We start from the raw sequence: 20,682 nt of genomic DNA on the forward strand, positions 1-20,682 counted from the left end.
GTCTTGTTTGTCAAGAAATTTTCATTACAAACTCGAATTCCTGTCGTTAAAACAATGTAAATATAATAACGAATTTTTATGCCCGCGTAAAGACTTTTTTCAGCGGCCCGTTTACGCTCATCGTATGGGCGCGGTTTTGCGCCGGCGGTAAACTTTCCAGTATAATGAAAGTAAATTTTTATACCATTATAAAAAAGAGGCTCCTATGATTATTTCCCAACTTGCGGTTAGTCCCGCGTTGCGGGAGTTATTCGCCCCCGGAACCGTGACTTTTGTCAGCCCGGCGCAGGCGGATCCCGACGCTTGCGCGGCCGTTGTCTTAAGCGCGGAGGATCGGTCGCTCGCCCGCCGCTTTCAAGCTGCCGACGACCTGCCTCGTTTCATCGTAGACAGTGATGCGCCGCATTTTACACGTCTGCGTAAAGACCAAGTGAACGAAGTGGTGCTCGCAGCCGCGAAACGATTTGAGCAAGGTTTATTGCCGCCTTTTGTCGCCGCGATGATTGATTATACCGACGGCGATCAGACATCCTTTGCGACCCCCGGCCATCACGGTGGCGAATTTTTCCGCCGCACGCGCGCCGGTCGCCTCTTCTATGATTTTTACGGCGCCAATACGTTCCGCAGTGACCTTTCGTCTTCGGACGGTTACCTGGGCGACATGTTGACCCACGACGGTTTCGCCGCGGCGGCGGAACAGCATGCGGCCGAAGTGTTCCACAGCGACCGCACCTACTTCGTCTTAAACGGCACCTCAACCGCCAATAAAGTTTGCGCGACGGCGCTGTTGACTCCCGGCGACCTGGTGCTTTTCGATCGCAACAATCATAAATCCGCGCACCATGGCGCGCTGGTGCTCGCCGGCGCGACACCGGTGTATTTGGAAGCCACGCGTAATCCGTACGGTTTTATCGGCGGCATGCCGGCGGCCGCGCTCGACGAAAACGCATTGCGGGAACGTATCCGCAAAGTCGACGCCGCTAAAGCGGATCTGCCGCGACCGTTCCGCCTCGGCATTTTTCAGCTCGGTACGTACGACGGCATTTTGTACAATGCCCGTCAAATTGTAGAAAGCGTCGGTCAGTTGTGCGATTACATTTTATTTGATTGCGCCTGGGTCGGCTATGAACAATTTTTACCGATGCTGGCGCCGATGAGTCCGCTCACCCTGGAACTCGGTCCGAACGATCCGGGAATTTTAGTGACGCAATCCGTGCACAAACAGTTGGCGGGATTTGCGCAAACCTCGCAGATTCATAAAAAGGATGACCACATTAAAGATCAGGCGCGGTACGTCAATCACGACCGTTTCAATGACGCCTTTTTGTTGCACGCGTCGACGTCACCGAACTATCCGCTTTTCGCGTCGCTTGATATGAACGCGAAAATCCATGAAGCTCCGCACGGCGAACAACTTTGGCGTGACGCCGCCACCGTAGCGACCGATGCAAAAAAAAGAAATATTAAAACGCTGCCGGTATTTCCAACCCTTTGTACCGCCGACCGTTGACGGTACTCCTTGGCAAGATATCCCGACCGACGTGATCATCTCCGACCGGCGCTATTTCGCCATCGATCCCGACGCGTCCTGGCACGGCTTCACCGGTTTTACCAAAGAGCAATACGCGCTCGATCCCTGCAAAATTTTACTGTATACACCGGGCATTTCCCTTCGTGACGGCACGTATGAAGAGTTCGGCGTTCCGGGCAGTATCGTCTCGCATTACCTGCAAGAACACGGCATGACACCGGAAAAAAGCGATTTGAACTCGCTGCTCTTTTTAATCACCCCGGCGGAGTCTCCCGCCAAGTTGAACCGGTTGGTCGATCTGCTCGTGCAACTGGAAAAAGCCATCGAAGAAGACGCCCCCGTCGCCGATGTGCTCCCCCGCGTGGCGGCGGCGTATCCGGACGTCTACCGTACGCGATCGATCCGCTGGCTGTGCCAAAAGCTGCACGATTTTTACAAAGAGGCGAACGTCAGCCAATTACAACGTAAGCTGTTCGCGGCCGAGTATTTACCGCCGGTCGCCCTGTCCGCCGCCGAAGCCACACTTGCGCTCCGCCGCAATCAGGCGCGCGCGCTGCCGCTTCGCGAACTTGCGGGCGAGATCGCGTTGGAAGGCACGCTGCCGTATCCGCCGGGCATTTTCACCATCGTCGCCGGGGAGCGTTGGACCAAAACCGCCGTCGAATACTTTACGGTTCTCGAACGCGCGATGCAAGCCTTGCCGGGATTCGCCCCCGAAATTCAGGGCGTGCATCAGCGCCAACGCAGCGACGGCGCACCGGAACTGTACGCGTATGTGTATGAAGCGCCGCCCAGACCTTCTCGACGTGCAATTTATGATTGACACGAAATTATATTCATGGTACACTTGTAAAGCTTGAAATAAGCTATTGCTAAATTTGTAAAGGAGTGATTGCATGGCAACAAATCGGAACGCACGTTTTAAGGCGAGCCGACGGTTTGACCTCAACATCTACGGTCATCCGAAAGCGTTAAAACGGCAGTCCAAAGAGCGTCGCCCGCGTAAAATCTCGGAATACGGCACCCAGCTCTTGGAAAAACAAAAAGTTAAAGCTATCTACAATTTATTGGAACGTCAGTTCTATCGTTACTACGTCAAAGCGCGTAAAATGGAAGGCATCGTTGGTGAAAACCTTCTGTTCCTCCTCGAAAGCCGCCTGGACAACCTCGTCTATCGTATCGGCTTCGCGCGTTCGATCCGTCAGGCTCGCCAGATGGTGAACCACGGTTTGATCCTCGTTGACGGCAAACGCGTTGACATCCCGTCGTACAGTGTAACCCCGGGTCAGGTCATCTCGTTGAAAGAAGATCAACGTGCCAATGAAATGTTCAAGGCCAGCTTCCAGGAAGTTCGTTCCTTCGAGCTGCCCTATATTGAAAAGAACTTCGACAAATGGGAAGCCACTTACACCCGTCTCCCGCTGCGTGAAGAATTGCCGTTCGCGAACGACATTAACGAAACGCTTATCGTCGAGTTGTACAACAAGTAAGAATTTGCAAAACCTCCCTTGCAAAGGGAGGTTTTTTATTGTTGATAATCGTAGCGCGGAAGTTAATAGTATCTTTTCCTCTTCTTGATCTGTAATTTATAAAAGATGCCGTTAATGGTATAATAAATAGCAGTGTGATAATTAAAAGGAGGCATTTATGCGACATTCGAGCACGCGCGCGCGAAAACGAAAAAAACGCGGTGCAAATAAGAGTACGCTCATTATCGCCGCAATCATCGCGCTGGTCATTTTACTGGGCGCCGGTTGCGGATTTATCGGCGCGACCATCAGTAATTTGCCCGATGTGCAGCAAACGGGTACGCCGGCGGCATCATCGCAGGTATTTGACATCAAGGGTCGCCTGATTACGACCATTCATGCGGAGGAAAATCGGTTACCGGTTTCGCTGGATCAGGTCCCCGAGAATTTGCAGCATGCCTTTTTGGCAGCGGAAGATATCCGTTTTTATGATCATCACGGTATCGATCCCCGCGGCATCATGCGCGCGGTCTTTGCCAACATTACGCACAACGGCATCGCGCAAGGCGGCAGTACGATTACGCAGCAGCTCGCCCGCAACGCGTTTTTGACGCAGAACCGCACCTTGGAACGTAAATTCCAGGAAGCGATTTTGGCGTTGCAAATTGAACGCGAATACACCAAACCCGAAATTTTGGAAATGTACATGAACCAAATTTATTTCGGTGAAGGCGCCTATGGGATTCAGACTGCGGCCAATATTTATTTCGGTAAAACGGTAAGCGACCTGGACTTGGCGCAATGCGCTCTTCTGGCCGGTTTACCGCAAAGTCCTAACTACTACTCCCCGTTCAGCAATTTGGAAGCGGCCAAAACGCGACAGGCTACGGTTTTGAATCAGATGGCCAAGTACGGCTTCATCTCGCAAGAAGATGCGGACGCCGCCAAGGCGGAAGATTTAGGCTTGCGTTCACCGGAAAGTCTGAAACAGGTTCGCGGTTCCCGCGCTTCCTATTTCATCAGCTACATCGAGCAGCTGATTAGTGACAAGTATGATGCGGAAGCGCTTTATAAAGAAGGCTTGAAGATTTACACGACGCTGGATCTGGATATGCAGGAAGCGGCGGAACGTTCGCTGGAAGCGAATCTGCCGGACTTCTACACCGATGCCAACGGATTGCGACAGCCGCAAGGCGCTATCGTCGCTATCGATCCGCACAACGGCCATATTTTAGCGATGGTCGGCGGACGCGGCACGGACCATTTCAATCGCGCCACCCAGGCGGTACGTCAACCGGGTTCGGCATTTAAACCCTTTGTCTACATCGGTGCCGTGGAAAAAGGTATGACCCCGGGCACGATCGTCGACGACTCGCCGATCACGATTGCCGGTTGGAGTCCGCAAAACTACAGCCGGACATTCAGCGGTAAAATGACGTTGCGCCATGCCTTGATGAATTCCGTCAATGTGCCGGCCGTTAAAGTCGCGCAGGAAGTCGGCATGCACAATATCCTCGCCAACGCAGAAAACATGGGCATCAGCACCCTCGTCTTCAAAGGCGACAACAATGATGAGAACCTGGCCGCCGCCTTGGGCGGTTTGACGCAGGGTGTCATCCCGCTCGATATGGCATCGGCGTACGGTGTGCTGGCCAACGGCGGTGTGCACGTAGAACCGCAGGCGATCATTCGGATTGTGGACCGCAACGGTAATGTATTGGAAGAAAATACCGCCAAAGGCACGCAGGTCATCAGTCAAAAAACGGCGTACATCGTTACAAATATGCTGGAATCCGCCGTCTTACACGGCACGGGCGGCAATGCTTACATCGGTCGGCCCATGGCGGGTAAAACCGGTACGACGGACGACACTAAAGACGCGTGGTTTGTCGGCTATACGCCGGACGTCGCCACGGCCGTTTGGATCGGAGATGACTTCGACGGAACCTTGCAGGGATTGACGGGCGGTACCGTTCCGGCGGCCATCTGGCGCGACTTTATGAATGTCGCCGTCGCTGACATGCCGGCCAATAATTTCCCGACACCGGCAGGTGTCGAGGGAATCGCCGCGGAAGGTTTTTACCAGCCGGCAGCGAAATCTGACAAAAAAGACGAAGATAAAGACAAGAAAGATAAAGACGGCAAAAAGAAAGATAAAAAATCATCCGCTAAGAATAGTAGCGACGACGATGATGAAGCACCGGAACGCGTGCCCGGCAAAGTGAAAGGCGCGGGCAACGAATAAAAAATCCCGAAAGAACTCCTTGACCCGAGCGTTTATAAACGGATGCAAAGAGTCTTCCGATGGTACATACGGCAAGAAAAAAGGCGCTATTGAAAAATAGCGCCTTTTTTGATCTAGTATCCTATCGCACGTTTCTAACTAGAATATATGGTTCGTGCCACCATTCTATGCGCTTTTATTATAGCATAAAATACATGACGGATAAAGAATCACCGGATAATCCCCACGCGCGATTTTTTATGCGCCCGCGCTTCATTCGGTAATGGTGAACGCCTTAAAATCCTAAATTTACTCGTAACGGTCACTGATTTCCTATCCTCAGATATTTTCTCGCAACAAAAAAGACGGCTTTCGCCGTCTTTTTTTGATTAGGTATCCGCTGTCGTCGTAATCGGACGATGCGTATGTATATCCTCATGCAATACTATTTTCCCTTGCAAAAGAGATTCTCCGATCGCGATGACGCGCTGATTTGACGAGCCGCGGAAACGTAACGCGGGATCGCGCAACGCGTCCACAAAACGTCCGTCAACGAGCACGTCACACAGACGCAGGAGCAATAATCGAACGGGATCGCTGATGATCTCTTCCCAAGTGTAACCGGAATACACCCAAATGTTTTTTTGCGGCTGAGCCGCCCGCACGGCGCGAACAACCTCGATCAGCCCCTCGACATTTTGCATGGGCTCACCGCCCAAAAGGGTCAGTCCCGCCACATTCGGGTCATTGATGTAGTCGACCACTGTCGCGGTCTCTTTGTCCGTCCAAAGGTTACCGGCCTGAAAATCCTGGTATTCGACGTTGAAGCAATTCGGACAATTGTGAGTGCAGCCCGTGACAAAAATACTCGTCCGAATGCCTTCACCGTTAGCGATATCGTAGTGCCGAATTTGTCCGTAACGCATACGTGCCTCAGATATGGAGGACGCGGTCGCGGATTTCTTTCGTGCGCCCTTCGTTCCAGAAGTTTTCACCGAGGTAGCCGCATGTCCGACGGATGACCGTCAGCAAATTACGATCGGTGTTGTGGCAACGCGGGCATTCCCACTGGATGTCGTCGTTGACTTTGATTTCACCGTCAAAGCCGCAGACATGGCAGTAATCCGATTTGGTATTAAATTCCGCATAGCAGATATTGTCGTAAATGAAGCGCATCATCGTCAGTACGGCATCGACGTTGCCGCTCATATTCGGGATTTCCGCATACGAGATGCAACCGCCGGTCGAAAGTTTTTGGAATTCCGATTCGAAACGGAATTTATCAAAGACGCTGATCGGTTCACGTACATCCACGTGATAGCTGTTGGTGTAGTAGCCTTTATCCGTAATGTCTTCGATTTCGCCGAAACGCGCGCGGTCGATCGACGAGAAACGATTGGTCAGGCTTTCCGCCGGCGTACCGTACAGAGAAAATCCCAAACCGGTCTGTTCCTGCCAGGTATCGACCGCTTCGCGCAGACGGTGCATCAGGCGCGCGGCAAACGCATGACCTTTTTCGCCGGTATGCGATTCGCCGGTGATGAGTTTGGTCGCTTCATAGACCCCGATGTAACCGAGAGAAAGCGTGGAATAGGTGTTCTGCAAGTACGGATAAATCTTTTCACCCGGTTTGAGACGGGCAATCGCGCCATACTGCCAATGAATCGGCGACACGTCACTCACGACATCTTTCAAGAAGTCATAGCGCAACATCAATGCTTTGTAACAAAGTTGCAGGCGTTTTTCCAAAATTTCAAAGAATTTTTCTTCCGAATGTTCCGCCAAAATACCGATTTGCGGCAAGTTCAGCGAAACGACGCCCTGATTGAAACGACCGTCCCAAACGTATTCGCCTTGTTCGTTTTTGTACGGGCGCAGGAAAGAGCGGCAGCCCATCGGCGAAAATACATTGCCTTCATAATTTTCGCGCATTTTTTTCGCGGAGATATAGTCCGGATACATGCGTTTCGCGGTGCATTTCGCCGCGAGTTCCGTGAGATAGTAGTACGGCGCGTCCGGTGTGATATTATGTTCATCAAGTACATAAACAAGTTTCGGGAACGCCGGTGTAATATAGACATTCTGCTCGTTTTTGACGCCTTCAAAACGCTGCGCCAAAATTTCTTCCGTGATCATCGCCGCTTCTTTGGCGTATTCGTAATCCGGTTGGAAATACATGAACAACGTAACAAACGGCGCCTGACCGTTGGTCGTCATCAAGGTATTGATCTGGTACTGGATCGTCTGAATGCCGTCTTTTACTTCTTTCCGGGTACGTTTCCAGGCAATCGCTTCCGCTTTTTCCTGATCCGGTTCCATTTCATAAATGTCGCGTTGCTCTTCGAGCACGCTCTTGAGAATTTTGTTGAATGATTTGCGCACGAAAGGAGCCAGGATCCGATCGATGCCGTTAATGCTCTGTCCGCCGTACTGGCCGCTGGCGACCTGCGCAATAATCTGCGTCGTTACCGTACAGGCAACTTGGAACGATTTCGGCGAATCGATCTTCTTGCCGTTGATAACGGTACCGTTGGTGAGCATGTCTTCCAAATTGATCAGGCAGCAGTTAAACATCGGCTGGATGATGTAGTCCATGTCATGGAAATGAATCGCGCCGCTGTCGTGTGCCTGCACAATATCCGCGGGAATCAGTTTGCGGCGGGCGATATCTTTCGAGACTTCGCCGGCGATCAGATCACGCTGCGTCGAAACGACATGGGCGTCTTTATTCGAGTTTTCATCCAAGACAGCAATATTGCTTTTATTTAATAAACCGAAAATACTTTCATCGGTTGTATTTTCATGACGCTTGAATGCCTGTACCGCTTTATAGTTTTCGTACGCACGGGCCGTTGCCGGGTTGTGGTTCTCAATAAGTTTATAATAGACCTTATCTTCGATTTCATAGATCGTTAAAGGTTTTTCCTGCTGACGTGCTTCCTGTTCGATTTCCCAGGCGATTTTGTCCGCCTGACCGATTTCATACACGCCGCTCGAGCTGTTCATTGCTTTTTCGATCGCGACCGTAATTTTCGACCTGTCAAAAACAGTTCTGCCGCCGTCGCGCTTAATAACTTCCAACATGGTACCGCCGCCTCCCTCACGTTTGATCGGCTTTTCACAAGCCGTCTCTTTAGAATTGAGTATACTACATATTGTAGCCTGAGCGCAATCCTAAAAATAGATTATTCAACATATAGATTTGGCTAAAATCACGTTTAAGCCTGAAACGGTCGCATTTTACGGCATTGAAAGCAGTTCTATATAAAAAATGCAAAGAGTCCTCTCTAAATTCCTGTTTGACATTCATTATTTCATAGTGCTATAATCAACGTCATCAACAACGAAATACACCACTTTTCATCCAGAGCGACCGAGGGACCGGCCCAATGACGTCGCGGCAACCATCTCCATACGGAGACCGGTGCCAATTCCGCGGGAGTTATCCCGAGAGATGAAGATCACCGACTCTTCATCTTTTGGTGAAGAGTTTTTTAGTGGGTAAAGGAGTGAGAAAATGATAGATTTGCGGCACATTAGCAAAGTATATCCCGGTCCGCAACCGGTGCACGCTATCAAGAATATCGATCTGCATATTCAAGAAGGCGAAATTTGCGGTATCATCGGCTTGTCCGGGGCCGGAAAGTCGACGTTGATTCGCTGTATCAACATGTTGGAAACGCCGACTGAAGGGGAAGTTTGGGTTGACGGTAAAAACCTGACGGCGATGAGCGAACAGGAATTACGTAACGAACGTAAACATATCGGCATGATTTTCCAGCATTTCAACTTGCTGAGCCATCGTACAGTCTATGAAAATATCGCGTTTCCGTTAGAACTCGCGGGACTTTCCAAAGCGGAACAAAAAGAACGGATCGAACCGATTTTGGAACTCGTCGGCCTGACACAACGCCGCGACAACTACCCCGCCCAACTTTCCGGCGGTCAAAAACAGCGTGTCGGCATCGCCCGCGCGTTAGTTTCGCGACCGAAGGTGCTGCTTTGCGATGAAGCGACCAGCGCGCTCGATCCGCAAACCACCAAAGCGATCCTTGATCTTTTAAAAGATATTAATCGCCGCTTGCACCTGACCATCGTTTTGATCACGCACGAGATGCAGGTCATCAAAGAAATTTGCAACCACGTCGCCGTCATTGAAAACGGTCGCATCATCGAGCAGGGCAGCGTGGCGGATCTTTTCACCGCGCCGCAAACGGCGACCACGCGTGAATTTGTCGGTTCGATTTTAAGCAATGAGATTCCGGAAAATTTAAGCTACTTGCATGTTTCCCAAACACCGATTCCCGATGCCGATTTATTGGTTCGGTTATCTTTTATCGGCGACGTTACCGATGAGCCCTTGTTGGCGACATTGATTCGTCGGTTTGATCTCGAAGTCAGCATCCTCTACGCTACCATCGATTACATTCAGGACACCTCCTTCGGTCGACTGATTGTGACGTTGGGCGGCAGTGAGGATCAAATGCAAGCCGCCTTGGCGTGGCTGCACACGTGTCCCATTGAAAGTGAGGTGATCGGTTATGTCCCCGCAAATCGTTAGCCTCTTATGGCAGAGTTTAGGGGAAACGATGTACATGGTGGCCGTTTCCTCCTTTCTCTCGGCTTTCTTTGGGATTCCTCTCGGAGTCTTGCTGCTCGTTACCGACAAAGGTCATATTTTGGAAAATGCCGCGATTAATAAACCGCTCGGCGCCGTCGTCAATATGCTGCGTTCGATTCCGTTTATTATTTTGATGGTCGCAATTATTCCGTTGACTCGTATGATTGCAGGTTCTTCGATCGGCACGACCGCCGCGTGCGTGCCCTTGACGCTCGCCGCGATTCCGTTTGCCGGACGCCTGGTGGAAACGGCGCTGAAAGAAGTTCCCTTCGGATTGGTCGAAGCCGCGCAGTCAATGGGCGCTTCCCCGTTCCAAATCATCTACAAAGTGTTGGTTCCCGAAGCGCTTCCGACCATTATCGACAGCATGACTAACGTCATCGTCAATTTGATCAGCTACTCCGCGATGGCGGGCGCGATCGGCGGCGGCGGCTTGGGCGATCTCGCGATCCGCTACGGCTACCAGCGTTTCCGTCTCGATGTGATGCTCGCAACGATTGCGATATTGGTCATCGTGGTCCAATTGATTCAAAGTTTAGGCAATTATTTGGCACGACATGTCAATAAAAAATAAATCTGAAAATAAAATAGTGAGATGGGGTAATTTATTATGAAACGACAATGGACAGTCTTATTTTTCCTGCTTTGCAGCTTGGCCGTACTGGCCGGTTGCAGCACCCAAAAAGAGCCGGCAAACGCTGCGCTCGGCACCCAAGAACGACCGCTCGTTGTCGGCGTAACGGCAGGTCCGCAAGCGCAAATTTTAGAACAGGTCAAAACAGTGGCCGCGCGTGACGGATTCGTCATTAAAGTGGCGGAATTCACCGACTTCTTGACACCGGATCAGGCGCTTGCCAATGGCGAAATTGATGCCAACGCGTACCAACACCAGCCGTACTTGAACCATTTCAATAAAAATAACGGCGACAAATTAGTCTCGATCGGCAAAACCGTGCTCTTACCGATGGCGCTCTATGCACCGAAATACCAAACGCTTGATGCCATTCCCGACGGCGCGAAAGTAGCCATTCCGAACGACCCGACGAACGGCGGTCGCGCGCTCTTGCTGCTGCAGTCGGCCGGTCTGATCCAACTCGGCACGAATGATATCACCGTCACGGTCGCCGATGTCAAAGAAAATCCGCATCATTTCGAATTTCTTGAAGTGGAAGCCGCGCAAGTGCCGCGCTCGTTAGATGACGTGGACGCCGCCGTAATTAATACGAACTACGCGCTTGAAGCGGGACTTTCCCCGGTTGCGGACGCGCGCTTTGTAGAAACGAAAGAATCGCCGTACGCTTGCGTACTGGCCGTGCAAAAAGACGAGAAAACCAACGCGGCGTATGCGAAACTGCTTTCCTACTACCAATCGGAGCCCGTACGCGACTTTATTAACAAAGAATTTAAAGGCGCGCTCGTGCCGGCGTTCTGATTTGAGATTTTCCTTTACAACGGAATGCAGCTGTGATAAAATACTACTGTTGCTAATAACGGAACTTGCAAGGAGGTGTAGATAATGGCAAATTATTGCGAAGTTTGTGGTAAAGGTACGCAAACCGGTATGAACGTCAGCCACTCACATTTGAAAACGAAACGAACCTGGAAACCGAATATTCAACGTGTACGTGTTGTTCTCAACGGTCAAACCACGCGACAGAACGTCTGCACTCGGTGCCTTCGTTCCGGCAAAGTGGAACGTCCTTAAGACAAACTAAAAACCGCCCTCGGGCGGTTTTTTTAATATCTTCTTTTCCTCGTATAATAAAAAACCGCCCGTAGGCGGTTTTTTATTTAACATCCCAGTAGCGCGGCAAAAATACGTCTTGATATAAACGAATCGCATACTCGTCTGTCAAGCCGGCCACATAGTCGATCACTGCCGTTTCCACCGGGATTTCGTTTGGCTGATGTTCCACCGGTAGACGCGTGGGATCTTCCAAATAGTAGCGGCAAAGCTCCTGTACCAAGCGGTAACCGCGTTTACGATCCGGCACCAGCGCCGGCGCCTGGTAGACATTGGCAAACATAAATTCACGAAAGGTACCCATGACCGCCTGCGTGGCATCCGTCATAATAATCGTTTCCCGATCCGACGACGAATACACCAGGTCACTCACCATCGCCGTGATCATCGACGAATGCGTTGTTCCGAAATGGCGCTGTACTTCCGCCGGCAAATCGTCCGCAGTGAGCATCCCCGCCCGCTCCGCATCATCAAAATCGTGGCATAAGTAGGCAATACGGTCGCTGTAACGAACCAGTTGCCCTTCTAATGTCTGCGGTAAATTCGGCCCCGTATGATTCAAAATACCGTCGCGTACGGCCTGCGTCAGATTTAAACCGGCGCCGTGCTTTTCCAGCACATCCAACACGCGCAGACTTTGCTCATTATGATGAAAATGGCCAAACAAATCGCGAATCGCAAATTCACCGACATGACCGAACGGCGTGTGTCCCACGTCATGCCCCAAGGCGATCGCTTCCGTCAAATCTTCATTCAAGCGCAGCGCGCGCGCCATCGTCCGCGCGATTTGACTCACTTCCAATGTATGCGTCATCCGCGTGCGATAATGATCCGTCGGCGCGATATATACCTGCGTCTTGTGTTTCAAGCGTCGAAACGCCTTGCTATGCAAAATCCGGTCACGATCCCGTTGGTATTCCGTGCGCAAAGGATCCTTATCCTGCGGACGCTCGCGCACGGCGTCACGGCTGTGAGCCGCGTGCGTCGCTAAATATTTGACTTCGCGTTCTTCGGTCACTTCGCGGATTTGCATAGTTCACCTCACCCGTGTAAACGGCGGTTGCGTTCGATGATTTCCATAACCCGATTGGCCGTTTCTTCAATCGCTTTCGTGGATACGTCGATCACCGGACAGTGCAGTTTGCGCATAATTTCACGCGCATACGTCAACTCTTCGCGAATGCGATCGAGCGCCGCGTAGCTTGCTCCGTCGGCAAGGCCCATGGATTTTAACCGTTCGCTGCGAATCGTATTGAGCTTGCCCGGATCGATAATCAAACCGACAATTTTATAGGAAGGCAGCTGGAATAATTCTTCCGGCAACGGCACTTCCGGGACCAGCGGCAAGTTCGCCGCTTTGATTTTTTTATGCGCCAAATACATGGAAAGCGGCGTTTTCGAAGTACGGGACACGCCGATAATAACGATATCGGCTTTTAAAAATCCGGCCGGATTTTTACCGTCGTCATATTTGACCGCGAATTCGATCGCTTCCACTTTTTTGAAATATTCCTGATCGAGCTTGTGAACCATGCCCGGTTGCATGCGCGGTTTGGTTCCTGCAATCGTTTCGACCGCACGCAACATCGGTCCCATAATATCGACCGAGGTCACCTTGTATTGGCGGGCGATCTCTTCAAAACTGGAACGCAATTCTTCCGAGACGATCGTATGACAAATGATGCCTTCATTCGCCTGCGCTTCGCGCACCGCGTCTTCCACCTGTTCTATCGTGCGGATATACGGTACCCGAATGATGTCGATATCTTCCTTGTCAAACTGACTGATCGTGGCACGTGCGACATTTTCCGCCGTTTCGCCCAATGAATCCGAAAGCACATAGATTGTCGGTACTTTCATTTTTTCACTCCTCTTCCCTTGCCACGCCCGATATCCACCAACAAACGAGTCATCCCCGTCTTGGAAATACGGCCGCGCACCTGATAGATTTTTTCGCCCGCCTTGTCCGTGACATCGACTACCGGCAGACAGTCCACCTCGTAATCAATCATTTTTTGGGCCGCCGATAACACGTCGTCATTCATTTCCACATAAATCAGACGACTGCTGGACGTCATGACCAACCGTACCGGCAGGGTAGTGAGTTCCCGTTTGCCCATGGCCGCTTTGAGGAGGTCTTTACGTGAAATAACCCCCGCCAACTCCTGTTGCGTGCCGACAAATAAAGTTCCTACGTCTTCCGTAAACATAGTCACGATCGCATCGTAGGCGGACGCATCTTGAGGCACCATGACCGGCTGTGATAAACATTGCGAAACCGTCATCGAACGGATTTCATCGGCCAAAAGATTGTCCGATTCATTTCCGATATAGAAGTAGCCCATCTTCGGCCGCGCGTCTAAAATCCCCAGCATCGTTAAAATCGCAAGATCACTGCGCAACGCTGCGCGCGTTACCGAAAGACGTTTTGCAATCGCATGCCCCGAGATCGGTCCGTCCGCACGCACCATTTCGGCAATTTTTTCCTGTCTCTCCGAAAGTTCTATCGTTCTCACCACCTGACTCTATTATACAAAAAATGCCCCGTAACGGGGCATTTTTTTATTACCATTTAAGTTCTTCCTGATTGGCCTGGCGACCCTTGCCGGTCACCGCATCCAACAAAATGCGTTGTTCCAGTTGCGCGACCATTTTCTTGGTCGCTTTGACCATATCCGGGTTAACCGATACGGAATCGATGCCCTGGCTGATCAGGAATGCCGTAAAGTCAGGATATACCGACGGCGCTTGCCCGCAGATCGAAACGGTTTTACCGTCACGATGCGCCGCTTCGATCAAGTGTCGAATGGCACGACGTACTGCCAGATTGCGTTCATCGTAAATGTGCGAAACGGTGTCGTTGTCGCGATCGCAACCGAGTATCAGCATCGTGAGATCGTTCGAACCGATCGAGTAGCCGTCCACAAATTCATTAAACTGATCCGCCAAAATAATATTGGAAGGAATTTCCGCCATCAGCCAAACTTTGAAGTCCGGGCCGCGGCGCAAGCCTTCGGCCGCCATCAAATCGGTGATAATGCGAGCTTCTTCCACTGTACGGCAGAACGGAATCATCACATTCAAATTCTTGAAGCCGTATTCTTCACGTACTTTGCGGACCGCCGCCAATTCCAATTTGAATGCTTCGATATAGGTGGGGTCGTAGTAACGGGACGCGCCGCGCCAGCCTAAGAGCGCGCTCGGTTCATGCGGTTCATATTTGTCGCCGCCTTTGAGGTCGCGGTATTCGCTCGATTTGAAATCGCTGAAACGCAAGGTTACCGGACGCGGTGCCATCGCCTGGCACACTTTACGGATGCCGTCCGCCAAACCGTCGACCACGCGTTCCGGGTGACCGATTTCGATCAGGTACAGCGGATGTTCATGAATGAACGTGGTCCAGATAAATTCTTCGCGCATCAGACCGATGCCGTCGCACGGCAACTGTCCGTGTTTTTCTGCCAAGTCCGGATCGCCGAGGTTCATGTATACTTTCGTGCCGGTCGGCGGGAAATATTCCGCCGCCACCGCGGTCTGTTCCGTTGCTTGCGGTTGTTTGACGAGGTCTTCAATCAGGCCGTCATAGACGATACCGTTCGTCGCATCCACCGTAATCATCGCGCCGTCCTGAATGGTTTCCGTAGCGGCGTCACCGCGACTTTGCGTACCGACGATACAAGGAATGCCCAATTCGCGGCTGACGATCGACGCGTGGCAGGTCATGCCACCCGCATCGGTAACAATCGCTTTTGCTTTCTTCATGGCCGGAACCCAGTCGGGAGCGGTCATTTTCGTGATCAGAATTTCGCCTTCGTTGAACGTATCAATCAGCGCCGGGTCAAGGATGACGTGCGCTTTACCGCCGACGCGTCCCGGGCTGGCCGGTAAGCCTTTCAAGAGCGGCTTGCGATCTGTCGCATAATTGGTTTCCGCCGGTTCATTCTGTTTCTTTTCTTTATTCTTTTTCGACCAAACGGTTTCCGGACGCGCCTGGAGAATCTTGATCGAGCCGTCGCGTTCATCGACGCCCCATTCGATATCCATGTAGCAGCCGTAGTGTTTTTCAATCGCCAATGCATAGCGCGCGAGTTCTACGACCTGTTCGTCGGAAATAACTTGCTGTTTCGCTTTTTCCGGATCGACGTTTTGTTCGATGACGCCGCTGCCCGGTTTACGCGTGAGCATAATCGGTTTTTCGTTGATATGTTTTTCCGTAATCGTGAGATCCTGTTTGTTGACAAGGAAGCTGTCCGGCGTTACCGTACCCTGAACAACGTATTCGCCCAAGCCCCAAGCGCCTTCGATCATGATGTTCTGATCATTGCCGGTAGCCAGATCAACCGTAAACATAACGCCCGATGCTTCCGAGAATACCATCATTTGAACGACGGCCGAAAGCGCCACTTCGAGATGATCAAAGCCCTGTTTTACACGGTAATACACGGCGCGGTCGGTGAAGGTGGAAGCGTAGCATTCTTTAACGCGGGCAATTACTTCTTTTTTGCCTTTGACGTTCAAATAGGTATCCTGCTGACCGGCAAAGCTGGCGTCGGGTAAATCTTCCGCCGTCGCGCTGGAACGAACCGCTACAAACGGCGTCTTTTCGCCGACTTTTTTCGCTAATTCGTCGTAGGCATTGCCGATGGCGTCTTGCAATTCCTGCGGCATTTTTACGGCCATGATCGCTTCGCGAATTTGCGCACAAACATCACGCAGCTGCATCGAATCTTCGACGTCCGTCAAATTTTCGAGCAATTCTTTTACTTTCGCATCCGCGCCCGACTTTTCCATGAAGTAACGATAGCCGTGCGCCGTCGTGGCAAAACCGTACGGTACCGGTACCTTCGTCTGCGAGGTAAGTTCACCCAAGGAAGAAGATTTTCCGCCGACTAAATCGACGTCCGAACGACGCAAGTCGTCAAACCAAAGTACATATGCTTTCTCTTTATCCATTTTGATCTCCTTTCAAAACCCGCGTATTAAAAGAGTATACTATATATCAAAGTCAAGTTTATAGTATATTCTATTTAAATTTCTGTCAAGTGTTATCCGTCGACTTTCAAGATTTGCATAGAGTTCGTTCCGATATCCTGTTTTTGCATACAAAAAAAGAGCTCACGCGAGCTCTTTTTGATTGTCATTTCAACCTAAACGAATGCGACGATATTTACGTTTGCCGACTTGTAAAACATCATCATTTTGCAACGTGCAATTTTCTTCCATAACTTTTTCGCCGTTGACGCGAACAGATCCCTGTTGAATCATGCGTTTGCCTTCACTGTTGCTCGAGACCATACCGGCCGCATGCAACAATTGCGGCAACCAGACTTCACCCGCATCGATCGCAAGCTCTTCGATCTCACTCGGCAGATCGCGTTCCTGGAAAACGCGGACAAATTCCTGTTCCGCCGCTTCGGCTGCCGCGGCGCCATGGTACAGTTCGACAATCGTTTTGGCGAGCATCATCTTAGCGTCGCGCGGATGAACGCTACCGTCTTTGAGCCCCTGCGCCAGCTGTTCCTGCTCTTCGCGCGGCATATCCGTCACCAACATGAAGTAGCGCGCCATCAATTCATCCGGAATCGACATCGCTTTGCCGTACATTTCTGTCGGCTCTTCATCGATACCGATGTAGTTGCCAAGGCTCTTACTCATCTTCTGTACGCCGTCCAAACCTTCCAAGAGCGGCATCGTGATAACGACCTGCGGTTCCATGCCCGTTTCGTTTTGCAGATGGCGACCGACAATCAGATTGAACTTCTGATCGGTACCGCCGAATTCGATATCCGCTTTGGTCGCGATCGAGTCGTAACCCTGCATCAGCGGATACATAAATTCATGCAGAGAAATCGGCCGTCCTTCGGTATAACGTTTTTGGAAATCATCGCGTTCCAACATGCGTGCGACCGTATATTTCGCTGCGAGCGTCAAAACGTCGGCAAAATTCATTTTACCAAGCCATTCGCTGTTGAAATGGACTTCCGTTTTATCGCGATCCAAAATTTTAAAAATTTGATCTTCGTACGTCTTCGCATTGGCCAAGACCTGTTCTTCCGTTAACGGTTTACGCGCCGCGCTTTTACCGCTCGGATCGCCGATACGGCCGGTAAAGTCGCCGATAATCAGAACGATCTGATGTCCCAAGTCCTGAAACTGTTTGAGTTTGCGCAAGACTACCGTGTGTCCGAGGTGAATATCCGGCGCGGAAGGATCCAAACCTAATTTAACCCGCAGCGGCGTATTCGTTGCAACGGCACGCTCCAATTTCTTACGTAATTCATCCAACGGCAAAATTTCCGCCGCTCCAAAACTCATTTGCGCTAACTGTTCTTCTACCGATTTCATCTGCTACCTCCACTACCATTGTTAAACTACTTCTGAGTAATATTATAACCGTTACATCTGTCCGCCCAATATCGGCCGTTGCTCACTCGGCTCGGTCTTACGCGCGGCATGCGCCAACACACCGTAACCGGCCAAAGCCGACAGAAGCGATCCGGCAAATATACCGATTTTAGCCTGATCTTGAAACGCCGGATTGACAAACGCCAACATCGTGACGAAAAGCCCCATGGTAAAGCCAATCCCGCACAAAATGGAGCAACCGTACACATGCTCCCAACGAGTGCCGGTAAGCATGCCCACATAACCCGTTTTTACCAAACCGTAAAACGCGGCGAACACGCCGATCTGTTTACCGATGAACAAACCTAAGGCGATGCCGAGCACTACCGGATCCAAAAGGTCGCCCCAGTGGAACCCGTTGAAAGATACGCCGGCATTCGCGAATCCGAAGATCGGCAGGATGATGAAAAACACAGGTAAATGCAATGCTCCCATCCAGGAGTCGAGAATATGCATCACGCCGCCGGATTTCGTTTTCGCGGTCAGCGGAATCGTCAGAGCCAAAACGACGCCGGCAATCGTGGCATGCACGCCGGAACGCAGGAAGCAATACCATAAAATAGAACCCAATATAGCATACGGCACGGCGTTACCCACATTACGACGATTTAAAAATAACAGAATCGCCACAATAACCGCCCCCACCAAAAGATAGGTGAACGCCACTTCATTCGTATAAAAAAACGCAATAATTAAAATCGCCAGTAAATCATCAATAATCGCCAACGCCGTCAAGAAAATTTTAAGCGAACGCGGCACACGTTTTCCCAACAGCGCCAACACGCCTAATGCAAATGCGATATCAGTCGCCGCCGGAATCGCCCAGCCGTGCGCCGTATCACTTCCCAACGGGTTAAAGATGAGGTAAATCGCTGACGGAACGACTAAACCGCAAAAAGCGGCAATCCCCGGCAACATGCGTGCGGAACGCTCCCGCAAATCGCCCTCATAGATTTCACGTTTAATCTCCAGACCGACGTATAAAAAGAAAAACGCCATCAACAGATCATTGATCCAAAGTAAAGGTGTAAGTCCGCCGAAAGGCTGATTCAAAAAGCTGAAATAGGAAATCGCCAGCCCGCTATTCGCAACGATCAGCCCCAGTGCGGATGCGATCATCAGAAGAATCCCGCTCGACGTATCCGCCTGAATAATCTTTTTTAAACTCGTCATCTTCTCAACCGCCTTTATGCGCCGGCAGAGTATCAGCATCATTCATAATATGTACCGACACAGTACCAGTATAACTCATGTATAATATAATATACATATACTTTTATTTTTTGTATAAATATTTTTTTGTATAAGATCTCTATATGGAGGCAATTATGTCATACCTGCTTGTCATTCTGCTTTGTCTTTGTCTGAGCGGCTGCGGACAAGATGCGCCGCCGCCCGCACCGACCGCGGCGACGAACGCCGAACAAACCGTCCCGCAACCTCCGACCGCTTGGCGGGAAGGCGTCACAAGCATGCAGGCGGGGGATTACGCCGCTGCCGAAACGCAATTTACGGAAGCGATCAAAGCCGCCCCGCAGGATTACCACGCGTACGCCGATCGCGGTTTGGTACGCGCCTTGGATGAACGCTACGAAGAAGCTCGCAGCGATCTGACCCGCGCCTCCGATTTAGCGCCCGGGATGCCCACCGTCGAATATAATTGGGCCATGTATTATAAGTTACAAGGACAACTCGACGGAGCCTTCGCCCATTTCCAAAACGTGCTTAAAAAGGAGCCGAAAAACGCCTGGACTTTGTACGGTATCGCGACGATTTACGCCGATCGCGGCGAAACAGACCCGGCGCTTGACTATTTGGAGCGCGCGATTGCGGCAAATCCGGCCGTTGCCGACGCGGCGCGCGCGCAGGATCACTTCCGCTCATTTCATGAAAACGCGCGGTTTCAAAAATTGGTTCAGTAATCGATCTTGCACGATAGTATAAAAAAAGGAATGGAGAGATCCATTCCTTTTTGTCGTCTTTACTGTACATTCATTACAGCTTTGCCTTTGTAATGACCACAATATTTGCACACACGGTGCGGCATGATCATTTCGTGGCACTGCGGGCATTCAATCAAGCCCGGGGCCGTCAATTTCCAGTTCGCGCGACGACGATCGCGACGACTTTTCGACATTTTACGCTTCGGTACTGCCATGGTTGCACCTCCTCTTTACTCGTTCCTGCTACTTTGCTTCCAGGCAGCCAGAGCTGCCCAGCGAGGGTCGATTTCCGTATCGCTGCAATCGCAAGATCCTTTATTTAAATTCGTTCCGCAGTGCGGACAAAGACCTTGACAATCTTCCCGACACAGCACTTGAACCGGCTCCTCAATGAGCAACGTATCCCGAACAAGAGATCGTACATCCACGGTCAGGCCGTCGTATCCAAGTGCATCCGCATCTTTTTCCGGTTCACGGACGAATCGTTCATAAACGGGCACGCGGATCTCCCGTTCAAATTCATCCAAGCAACGTGTACAAACGCCTTGCATGCGAGTGGTTAATTCCCCTTCCCAATGCAAGCGTTCCCCATCATACCAATATTCACCGCGGATTTCCACGGGAGCCAACAAGCCTTTCAATTCCGGATCTTCCGCAAATTCTTCCTGCGGCAAAGTAAACGCATACGCAATACGTTCTCCGGGATGAGCGATGGCGGCATCAATGGATACTTTCATGCTGAACC

General features: G+C 51.0%; 19 protein-coding genes and 1 riboswitch. Of the genes, 9 read left to right on the plus strand and 10 right to left on the minus strand.

Annotation, left to right across the window (positions count from 1 at the left end; translation table 11 throughout):
* The first annotated feature begins 205 nt into the window (after positions 1-205).
* From HNR45_RS07260 to HNR45_RS06845, 4 genes are all read left to right on the plus strand, one after another.
* Positions 206-1,510, plus strand: coding sequence for an ornithine decarboxylase (locus HNR45_RS07260; protein WP_200841517.1), 1,305 nt, complete (start codon positions 206-208; stop codon positions 1,508-1,510).
* Entirely contained in the window at positions 1,446-2,354 is a 909-nt protein-coding gene (locus HNR45_RS07265; RefSeq protein ID WP_200841518.1) for an Orn/Lys/Arg family decarboxylase, read from the plus strand. The genes HNR45_RS07260 and HNR45_RS07265 overlap by 65 nt, the downstream gene beginning before the upstream one ends.
* Positions 2,355-2,427: 73 nt before the next feature.
* Positions 2,428-3,021: a 30S ribosomal protein S4 gene (gene rpsD, locus HNR45_RS06840; protein WP_024049113.1), complete on the plus strand. Its 594-nt coding sequence runs from the start codon at positions 2,428-2,430 to the stop codon at positions 3,019-3,021.
* A 157-nt stretch (positions 3,022-3,178) separates the two neighbouring features.
* On the plus strand, positions 3,179-5,245 hold the full coding sequence (locus HNR45_RS06845; RefSeq protein WP_159823327.1) for a transglycosylase domain-containing protein: 2,067 nt from the start codon (positions 3,179-3,181) through the stop codon (positions 5,243-5,245).
* Positions 5,246-5,613: 368 nt separating this feature from the next.
* On the opposite strand, the gene nrdG is transcribed toward HNR45_RS06845, so the two are convergent.
* Both nrdG and nrdD read right to left on the minus strand, forming a co-directional pair.
* Entirely contained in the window at positions 5,614-6,150 is a 537-nt protein-coding gene (nrdG, locus tag HNR45_RS06850; protein ID WP_159823328.1) for an anaerobic ribonucleoside-triphosphate reductase activating protein, read from the minus strand.
* Positions 6,151-6,157: 7 nt separating this feature from the next.
* Positions 6,158-8,308: an anaerobic ribonucleoside-triphosphate reductase gene (gene nrdD / locus HNR45_RS06855; protein WP_024049110.1), complete on the minus strand. Its 2,151-nt coding sequence runs from the start codon at positions 8,306-8,308 to the stop codon at positions 6,158-6,160.
* A gap of 273 nt (positions 8,309-8,581) precedes the next feature.
* Positions 8,582-8,685: riboswitch (SAM riboswitch) on the plus strand.
* A 56-nt stretch (positions 8,686-8,741) separates the two neighbouring features.
* Between nrdD and HNR45_RS06860 the strand changes: the two genes are divergently transcribed.
* The 4 genes from HNR45_RS06860 to rpmB all read left to right on the plus strand — a co-directional run bounded on the left by HNR45_RS06860 (position 8,742) and on the right by rpmB (position 11,550).
* On the plus strand, positions 8,742-9,785 hold the full coding sequence (locus tag HNR45_RS06860) for a methionine ABC transporter ATP-binding protein (RefSeq protein WP_159823329.1): 1,044 nt from the start codon (positions 8,742-8,744) through the stop codon (positions 9,783-9,785).
* On the plus strand, positions 9,766-10,419 hold the full coding sequence (locus tag HNR45_RS06865) for a methionine ABC transporter permease (RefSeq protein WP_159823330.1): 654 nt from the start codon (positions 9,766-9,768) through the stop codon (positions 10,417-10,419). Before HNR45_RS06860 ends, HNR45_RS06865 begins: the two co-directional genes overlap by 20 nt.
* Before the next feature lie 36 nt (positions 10,420-10,455).
* Entirely contained in the window at positions 10,456-11,277 is an 822-nt protein-coding gene (locus HNR45_RS06870) for a MetQ/NlpA family ABC transporter substrate-binding protein (protein WP_159823331.1), read from the plus strand.
* A gap of 84 nt (positions 11,278-11,361) precedes the next feature.
* A complete protein-coding gene (gene rpmB, locus HNR45_RS06875) occupies positions 11,362-11,550 on the plus strand; it encodes a 50S ribosomal protein L28 (RefSeq protein WP_024049106.1) in 189 nt (62 codons plus the stop codon).
* Between the two features lie 82 nt (positions 11,551-11,632).
* On the opposite strand, the gene HNR45_RS06880 is transcribed toward rpmB, so the two are convergent.
* The 6 genes from HNR45_RS06880 to nhaA form a co-directional block, all read right to left on the minus strand.
* Positions 11,633-12,622 carry a deoxyguanosinetriphosphate triphosphohydrolase gene (locus HNR45_RS06880; protein WP_024049105.1) on the minus strand — a complete coding sequence of 330 codons (990 nt, stop codon included), beginning with the start codon at positions 12,620-12,622 and terminating at the stop codon, positions 11,633-11,635.
* Between the two features lie 8 nt (positions 12,623-12,630).
* The gene (locus tag HNR45_RS06885) at positions 12,631-13,449 is read right to left on the minus strand and encodes a pyruvate, water dikinase regulatory protein (protein ID WP_024049104.1); all 819 of its coding nucleotides are present in this window, start codon (positions 13,447-13,449) and stop codon (positions 12,631-12,633) included.
* Positions 13,446-14,096 (minus strand): transcriptional regulator CcpN, encoded by a 651-nt coding sequence (gene ccpN / locus HNR45_RS06890; protein ID WP_081944229.1) that lies wholly within the window; start codon positions 14,094-14,096, stop codon positions 13,446-13,448. The genes HNR45_RS06885 and ccpN overlap by 4 nt, the downstream gene beginning before the upstream one ends.
* A gap of 58 nt (positions 14,097-14,154) precedes the next feature.
* Positions 14,155-16,542 carry a phosphoenolpyruvate synthase gene (gene ppsA / locus HNR45_RS06895; protein WP_159823332.1) on the minus strand — a complete coding sequence of 796 codons (2,388 nt, stop codon included), beginning with the start codon at positions 16,540-16,542 and terminating at the stop codon, positions 14,155-14,157.
* A 189-nt stretch (positions 16,543-16,731) separates the two neighbouring features.
* Positions 16,732-17,934 (minus strand): tyrosine--tRNA ligase, encoded by a 1,203-nt coding sequence (tyrS, locus tag HNR45_RS06900; protein WP_024049101.1) that lies wholly within the window; start codon positions 17,932-17,934, stop codon positions 16,732-16,734.
* Positions 17,935-17,985: 51 nt separating this feature from the next.
* Positions 17,986-19,167, minus strand: coding sequence for a Na+/H+ antiporter NhaA (gene nhaA, locus HNR45_RS06905; protein WP_159823333.1), 1,182 nt, complete (start codon positions 19,165-19,167; stop codon positions 17,986-17,988).
* A 155-nt stretch (positions 19,168-19,322) separates the two neighbouring features.
* Between nhaA and HNR45_RS06910 the strand changes: the two genes are divergently transcribed.
* On the plus strand, positions 19,323-19,916 hold the full coding sequence (locus HNR45_RS06910; protein WP_159823334.1) for a tetratricopeptide repeat protein: 594 nt from the start codon (positions 19,323-19,325) through the stop codon (positions 19,914-19,916).
* A gap of 59 nt (positions 19,917-19,975) precedes the next feature.
* On the opposite strand, the gene rpmF is transcribed toward HNR45_RS06910, so the two are convergent.
* On the minus strand, positions 19,976-20,152 hold the full coding sequence (gene rpmF / locus HNR45_RS06915; RefSeq protein ID WP_024049098.1) for a 50S ribosomal protein L32: 177 nt from the start codon (positions 20,150-20,152) through the stop codon (positions 19,976-19,978).
* A 15-nt stretch (positions 20,153-20,167) separates the two neighbouring features.
* Positions 20,168-20,674 (minus strand): YceD family protein, encoded by a 507-nt coding sequence (locus tag HNR45_RS06920; protein ID WP_159823335.1) that lies wholly within the window; start codon positions 20,672-20,674, stop codon positions 20,168-20,170.
* Positions 20,675-20,682: the final 8 nt, after the last annotated feature.

The sequence above is a fragment of the Negativicoccus succinicivorans genome (genome assembly GCF_014207605.1).
Classification (GTDB): Bacteria; Bacillota; Negativicutes; order Veillonellales; family Negativicoccaceae; genus Negativicoccus; species Negativicoccus succinicivorans.

What these genes read in the sequence shown, in the direction of transcription:
- HNR45_RS07260 (WP_200841517.1), top strand. Translation starts at nt 206, where the DNA reads ATGATTATTTCCCAACTTGCGGTTAGTCCCGCGTTGCGGGAGTTATTC.
- HNR45_RS07265 (WP_200841518.1), top strand. Translation starts at nt 1,446, where the DNA reads ATGCAAAAAAAAGAAATATTAAAACGCTGCCGGTATTTCCAACCCTTT.
- rpsD (WP_024049113.1), top strand. Translation starts at nt 2,428, where the DNA reads ATGGCAACAAATCGGAACGCACGTTTTAAGGCGAGCCGACGGTTTGAC.
- HNR45_RS06845 (WP_159823327.1), top strand. Translation starts at nt 3,179, where the DNA reads ATGCGACATTCGAGCACGCGCGCGCGAAAACGAAAAAAACGCGGTGCA.
- nrdG (WP_159823328.1), bottom strand. Translation starts at nt 6,150, where the DNA reads ATGCGTTACGGACAAATTCGGCACTACGATATCGCTAACGGTGAAGGC.
- nrdD (WP_024049110.1), bottom strand. Translation starts at nt 8,308, where the DNA reads ATGTTGGAAGTTATTAAGCGCGACGGCGGCAGAACTGTTTTTGACAGG.
- HNR45_RS06860 (WP_159823329.1), top strand. Translation starts at nt 8,742, where the DNA reads ATGATAGATTTGCGGCACATTAGCAAAGTATATCCCGGTCCGCAACCG.
- HNR45_RS06865 (WP_159823330.1), top strand. Translation starts at nt 9,766, where the DNA reads ATGTCCCCGCAAATCGTTAGCCTCTTATGGCAGAGTTTAGGGGAAACG.
- HNR45_RS06870 (WP_159823331.1), top strand. Translation starts at nt 10,456, where the DNA reads ATGAAACGACAATGGACAGTCTTATTTTTCCTGCTTTGCAGCTTGGCC.
- rpmB (WP_024049106.1), top strand. Translation starts at nt 11,362, where the DNA reads ATGGCAAATTATTGCGAAGTTTGTGGTAAAGGTACGCAAACCGGTATG.
- HNR45_RS06880 (WP_024049105.1), bottom strand. Translation starts at nt 12,622, where the DNA reads ATGCAAATCCGCGAAGTGACCGAAGAACGCGAAGTCAAATATTTAGCG.
- HNR45_RS06885 (WP_024049104.1), bottom strand. Translation starts at nt 13,449, where the DNA reads ATGAAAGTACCGACAATCTATGTGCTTTCGGATTCATTGGGCGAAACG.
- ppsA (WP_159823332.1), bottom strand. Translation starts at nt 16,542, where the DNA reads ATGGATAAAGAGAAAGCATATGTACTTTGGTTTGACGACTTGCGTCGT.
- tyrS (WP_024049101.1), bottom strand. Translation starts at nt 17,934, where the DNA reads ATGAAATCGGTAGAAGAACAGTTAGCGCAAATGAGTTTTGGAGCGGCG.
- nhaA (WP_159823333.1), bottom strand. Translation starts at nt 19,167, where the DNA reads ATGACGAGTTTAAAAAAGATTATTCAGGCGGATACGTCGAGCGGGATT.
- HNR45_RS06910 (WP_159823334.1), top strand. Translation starts at nt 19,323, where the DNA reads ATGTCATACCTGCTTGTCATTCTGCTTTGTCTTTGTCTGAGCGGCTGC.
- rpmF (WP_024049098.1), bottom strand. Translation starts at nt 20,152, where the DNA reads ATGGCAGTACCGAAGCGTAAAATGTCGAAAAGTCGTCGCGATCGTCGT.
- HNR45_RS06920 (WP_159823335.1), bottom strand. Translation starts at nt 20,674, where the DNA reads ATGAAAGTATCCATTGATGCCGCCATCGCTCATCCCGGAGAACGTATT.